Raw genomic sequence first — 5,970 nt, forward strand, 5'->3', positions numbered from 1 at the left:
AACTGGAGGCTGGCCAGATCGGTAAAGTCTTGGCCCTGGGGATAGTCCATAGCGTTGGGTGTAGGGATGAGTATGGTCAGGGGGTACCAGCGGGGTCGAGATCGACGGCCCCGACCCGCAGCACCGCCCAGCCGTTGTCTTGCCACTGAGCCACGGTGGACGGTAGCCCCGACCCCTGGGGCTGATCTAAGGGCGGCATGGGGCTGTCAAAGTGTTGGTAGATGTTGGCCAGGGCAGCGATCGATAGGGTAGACACCTGGGGAAAGCTGGCCGCGATCGCAGCCATGGTCACTAACGGTGGCTGGCCCGAGCGGTTGGCGCTGGTGGTGGCCAGTGGGCCAGTGTGGCTGAGTAGATGCCGGGCGAGGGGATGGTTGGGTACCCGTAAGCCAATGGTACCCGTGCCCTGGGGGTTGATCGCTACAGGCAGGCGATCGCTGGCGGGCAAGACCAGGGTCAGGGCACCGGGCCAGTGGCGACGGGCGATCGTGCTCCAGGGCACCCAATCGGCCTCGCTACCCGCCACGTAGGGTTGTAGATCGGCCAGGGTAGCTCCCATTAAGATCAGGGGCTTGTCGGGGCTGCGGTCTTTGGCGGCATAGATGCGATCGCCGGCCTCAGGCCGCGCCGCCAGGGCGGGCACCGTATCGGTAGGAAAGCTGACCAGCTCCCCCGCCTGCACGGCGGCGACCAGTTCTAGTAAAGAGACCTGAGGCATAGGCTGCGCTGAGTAAACCAAACTCTCATCATCCCTGGGGCAATTGCCTGGGCATCACGGGTGCCTTGACGAGCTGCCAGTCGTCTACCGTGGCGATCACCTCGTAGGCTTCGCCCAGGGGCACCTGGTCGGGGCTACCCCAGGCATAGCCCTCAGCTGGGAGCTGGCTCCAGTTACCCAGGGGTTTGCCCCGGTGAGGGGTGTAGACCGTGAGCAAGACACTGTCGCGATCGCGCCCCGGCTGTATAAAATGTACCGGATTTTGGGCCAAGACATCGGCCACGGGCGGCGTTTGCAGCGCCAGCTTCACCCCCGGGTTAAAGTCACCCCAGATACCCGTGGCAAAGGCGGCGGCCAGCAGCAGCCACGGCCCCAATAGCCAGCTCCACTGCCACAACTGCTGCTGCTGCCGAGTCACTCGCTCCCAGCGGTTGATCGCCAGCAGCCAGGGTAGCAGCAGCCCCAGCCCCCCGGCCACCCCCAACCAGCCGTAGGGGCGCAGGTCAGCGGCAATCAGCTCCCCTGGGGTAACCAGCACCGCTGACCCGGCTGACATCAGCAAAATGCCCAGTACCCCGGCCACCCAACTGAGGCCCACCATCAGCTGATAGCGACGCGGAGCGGCGGAGCGAAACAGCCGTCCCAGGTGGTTGAGCCCCACCGCCGCCAGCAGCGCCACAAAGGGATACACCTGTAGATAGCTGCTTCCGGTGGGGTTTTTGAGCCCGATGAGCAGCCCCAACAACACCCCTGGATACCCCAGCCACAGGGTACGGCGACCCAGCTCAGCATTGCGCCCCACCAGCACCGCCCCCACCAGGGCAAACCCTCCCCAGGGCACGATCGCAGCCAGCAGAGACCCCAGGGAGGCCGCCGTCACCCAGGGCGATTGCAGTATCCCCGGCATAGCGGTAGAGACCTGCCACAGACCGCCGCTGAGGCTGGCCATCCAACTACTTGTGAGCTGATGCAGGGGCAGGGGGCCGTAGCGGGCCACACTGCGCCCCAGCCAAATAGCAGTGGGTATGAGCCCGAGACCGAGACCGTAGTAGAGGCCCAGGTTAGCCAGGTGGCGGTGGGTACGGTGCCCTCGAATCAGGTAGGGCAGCAGGGCGATGAGAGGCAGCAGGGCGATCGCGCCTCCCACCACCAGGCCTAGGCTCAGCGCCAGGCCCGCCACCAGGCCCCAGCCAATGCGCTGGGTGGGGTAGGCTTCGCTGTGCAGCAGCGCCCAAATCGCCAGCAGCGCCAGACTCACCACCAAAACATCGGGGCTGGCCAGCTTACTCGCCCGCATCCACAGGGGCATCACCGCCAGTATGCTGGCAGCCCACAGACCCAGGCTAGGCGGCACCAACCGCTGCCCCAGCCGCCAGGTTAACCCGATCGCCACCACCGATGCGGCCATACTGGGCAGCCGCGCCGCCAGCTCACTGGGGCCAAACCAGTGGTAGCTGAGAGCGATCAGCCAGGGCAGGCCGGGCAACTGCTCAAACTGGAGGCTGCCCCACCAGGTCAGGCTGATCCAGTCGTTGTTGGCCAGCATGTCTCCGCCCTGCAGCGCGGCAATGCCTTCGGCTGGGGCCATAAAGCTTTGCTGAGGGCTATGGATGATCACCAGGGGAGCGACCCACAGCAGCAGCCACAGCCCAGACTGCTGCGCCAAATGGTGCAGACCCCTGTAGACAGGCATGTAAAAAGCGCTGTAGACAGGCTGATAGAAAACTTTGGGCACCATCGCGTGTATTACCCCCGCCTTAGGAAAATAGAAGCTAAAGGAGAGGTGATGCTACCCCTTCTCGCTCCGGGTTTAGCCCCCTATACTAGTGACATTCTCCCCAGTCGGACGATGGCTTTTCGAGACTGCTCAGATCCCTATTTTTTGCCCACTTAATGACTATGCGTTCTCGCCGCCGTCGGCAACCCGAGTCTCAGGTGCCCGAAGTCAACCTCATCCCGATGATGGATGTGTTAATGACGGTGCTGACCTTTTTCATCATTATTTCCATGAGTCTGACCGGGCAGCAGTTGCTCAACGTGCGCCTGCCCAAGGCCGTACCCGGCAACGATGCCGTTGAAGAAACCCAGGTGGCCCAGGTCGATGCCCTGGTGGTGGGCCTCGACAGAGACGGCCAACTCATCTTCAACAATGAATCGATCACGTTTAATCAGCTCAGCCAGCAGGTGCGTACCTATTTTGGCGAAAACCCCGACGGCAAACTGGTGCTCAAGGCCGATCGCGAGCTCACCTACAGCGAAGTCTCAGGGCTGCTGACGGATTTAAGGGCGATCGGCGGCAACCGGGTATCGCTGGCGGTGGAATGAGAATGGCGTGGGTCAGAACTGTAGGCCAGTGAGGGCCAGTGGAGATTGCTATGTTGCTGAGCAGGGGTGCGATCGCCCTAGAAATCTTAAGTGGCTATCACGTCAATAAATGCTGTGAATTGTCTGCAATCTGAGGTTTCTTTCTACGAATCTATTTCCCTGTTTGTTGATCACTAAGACGTTCGTAAGCTTCTAGATTTATCGTTGATTCAAGATTTTTTGACTGTATCTACCTTTCTGATTAACACCAGTTGCTTTTAATCCAGCAAATTCTGGATAGCGTCGTCGGATGAAGAAGATAGCTAGTACTCGAAGGCTGAAATATGTCCACCGTTCTAGATCGCTTGGCTCCCTAGCTGCCCTGCTCCCTAGCCCTAAGGAATAGTATCTAAACTTGCGCCGTGGAGTACTAGTCCGATTGCTCGCGGCTAAGTTGCCTTGGGCCCAATTGTTTCTACCCTTTAGCGCACTGCTAATATTTTGGCTGCCGCAAACGGTGACGAAGAACGATCGCCAGACTGTTCATCGTCACCAGCATCACCAGCAGCACAATAATGGCCGCCGCCCCATTCTCGTGAAACGCGGCCTGGGGGCGGCTAATCCAGTTAAAAACCTGAATCGGCATCACCGTAAACGGGCTCTGTATCACATCTAATGGGCAGCGCATCAGGTCGAGGGGGTTGAAGTAGGGAAACTCTTCGGTACAGCCGGGGGTAAAGGGCACAAAGGTAAGCGCCCCGATGGTGATCAGCGGCGCGGTTTCACCGATCGCCCGCGAGAGGGCCAAAATCACCCCGGTGAGAATGCCAGATATGGCCGCTGGCAGCACGTGATCCCACACGACTTGCCAGCGGCTGCCACCCATGGCCAGCCCCGCCTGACGAATGCCGTCGGGCACGGCCCGCAGGGCCTCGCGGGTGGCGACAATTACAATCGGCAGCACCAGCAATGCCAGGGTCAGCGCCCCTGAGAGTACCGATCGCCCGCCGGTAATTGGCCCCAGAATTCGCACAAAGGCGGCTAAGCCCAGCAGGCCATAGATGATGGATGGCACCCCGGCCAGGTTGCTGATGTTGATCTCAATCAGGCGGGTAAACCAGTTGTCGCTGGAAAATTCTTCTAGGTAGATACCGGCCCCGACCCCCACCGGAAAGGTCACCACCGCGACGATGATCATCACCCAGAAGGTGCCCGCCAGAGCGCCGATAATGCCTGCATTTTCGGCGCGGCGGGAGGGAAAGCTGGTGAGAAATTGCCAATTGAGCCGATCCCAGCCCTGGCTGAAGATGTCGTAGAGTAGCCAGCTCAGCACGGCGATCGCGATCGCTGTGGCCACCCAGGCCGCCACCTGAAAGAGCCGATCGAGGGCATAGCGCCGGGGCAAATTGCCCGCAAACTCCGTGGAGTTGGCCACCCCAGGGGAGGGAACTGTAAACTTCGACGGTGACGAAGCCATTACTCGTACTTCTCCCGAAAGCGACGCACAAACCAGTAGCTGGCAATATTTAAAGCCAGGGTCATGGCAAACAGCGCCATGCCCACGGCAAAAATAGTCTTGTAGGCCAGCGACCCAAAGGGGGCATCGCCCAGGCTGACCTGCACAATAAAGGCGGTCATCGTCATCACCGGAATAAACGGGTTGATAAAGCCCAGGTCGCTGTCGATGGGTTGGGGGTTTTGCCCCGCCGCCAGGGTGACAATCATGGTTTCGCCAATGGCCCGCGACACCGCCAAAATAACCGACGCCACAATGCCCGATAGCGCCGCCGGTAGCACCACAGCCTGAATGGTCTCGCGCTTGGTGGCCCCCATAGCAAAGGCACCCTGGCGCAGGTCCTGGGGCACGGCGTTGATGGCATCTTCGCTGAGGGAGGCCACCAGGGGCAAAATGCTGATGCCCAACACCAGACCCGCGCTGAGGGCGTTAAACACCTGCAGCGGTGGAATCACCCCCTGCAAAAATGGCGTCACCACCAACAGGGCAAAGTAGCCAAACACCACTGAGGGGATGCCTGCCAGCAGCTCCAAAATCGGCTTCAGCACCTGGCGCAGGTTGGGAGCGGCATACTCACTGAGAAAAATAGCGATTAGCAGGCCCAGGGGCACCGCCACCGTCATGGCAATGGTGCTGGTTAGCAGGGTGGCGCTAATCAGGACAAAAATGCCAAAGTCGGCATCTTTAAACAGCGGTGTCCAGCGGGTATCGGTGAAAAACCGCCCCACGGCGTGAAAAAACCCGGCCACTGGGCTGGGGGGACTGACGCCGATCGCCTCGGCCAGGTCAAATACCTCGTCGAGATCCGTTGACTCCAGCTGATCGCTGATGCCCTGGAGCTGGTCGGCGGTGGCGTTGGGCAACAGGTTTGGCAGCTGCTCTAGCCAGAGCGATAGGCGAAAAAACGGGTCGAGAAAAAACTCAAAGGTCTCGAAGATCAGCGTCAGCACAATTCCCAGGGTGGTGAGAATGGAAATGGCAGCAAATAGAAAGCAAATCATGCGAACCAGCGCCTCGACTCGTTGGCTACGGCGACGGTTGGGCTGCCACAGCTCAGTCGCATTTGGCGGTGACGAAAACTCGGCAGACATGGCAAAAAAAGCCTTCCTGAAAGACAACGCACAGACAACGCTTTTAGTACGCTAAACCGCGATCGCCCAATCTGCTCAGAGGTTTGAATAATTTATTCTGCCCTTAGGATTTTCTTAATTCAATCTTACCAAGACTTATATTTTTCTTAATCTTGCCTGGGTGTCATAGCGGTTCCCGATTGAGTGAGGTACACAGTCGCTGAGCTCTACAATGGTAACTTCTCAATAACCGCTGGTAAGACGGTGGATGTGTAACCGGCAAGGGGTTGTCAAGAGCGCAAAGATCTGGTCTAACAGAGGAATGAATCTAGTGCCAGAGAACCTGAAATCCAAGCCGTCAT

General features: G+C 59.4%; 5 protein-coding genes. 1 reads left to right on the plus strand and 4 read right to left on the minus strand.

Annotated elements, in window-relative coordinates:
- Positions 1-76: 76 nt before the first annotated feature.
- Entirely contained in the window at positions 77-718 is a 642-nt protein-coding gene (locus IQ254_RS29145; protein ID WP_193969652.1) for an L-threonylcarbamoyladenylate synthase, read from the minus strand.
- Between the two features lie 28 nt (positions 719-746).
- Entirely contained in the window at positions 747-2,456 is a 1,710-nt protein-coding gene (locus IQ254_RS29150; RefSeq protein ID WP_228041211.1) for a glycosyltransferase family 39 protein, read from the minus strand.
- 155 nt (positions 2,457-2,611) lie between these two features.
- Here IQ254_RS29150 and IQ254_RS29155 point away from each other — a divergent pair, with 155 nt between their 5' ends.
- Positions 2,612-3,043 (plus strand): biopolymer transporter ExbD, encoded by a 432-nt coding sequence (locus IQ254_RS29155; RefSeq protein WP_193969654.1) that lies wholly within the window; start codon positions 2,612-2,614, stop codon positions 3,041-3,043.
- Positions 3,044-3,515: 472 nt separating this feature from the next.
- Here the strand turns inward: IQ254_RS29155 and pstA are convergent, their stop codons facing one another.
- Together pstA and pstC are read right to left on the minus strand one after the other, a co-directional pair.
- Positions 3,516-4,499, minus strand: a complete 984-nt coding sequence (gene pstA, locus IQ254_RS29160; RefSeq protein ID WP_193969655.1) for a phosphate ABC transporter permease PstA — start codon at positions 4,497-4,499, stop codon at positions 3,516-3,518.
- Positions 4,499-5,629: a phosphate ABC transporter permease subunit PstC gene (gene pstC, locus IQ254_RS29165; RefSeq protein ID WP_228041212.1), complete on the minus strand. Its 1,131-nt coding sequence runs from the start codon at positions 5,627-5,629 to the stop codon at positions 4,499-4,501. Before pstC ends, pstA begins: the two co-directional genes overlap by 1 nt.
- Between the last annotated feature and the right edge of the window lie 341 nt (positions 5,630-5,970).

Source organism: Nodosilinea sp. LEGE 07088, from assembly GCF_015207395.1.
Classification (GTDB): Bacteria; Cyanobacteriota; Cyanobacteriia; order Phormidesmidales; family Phormidesmidaceae; genus Nodosilinea.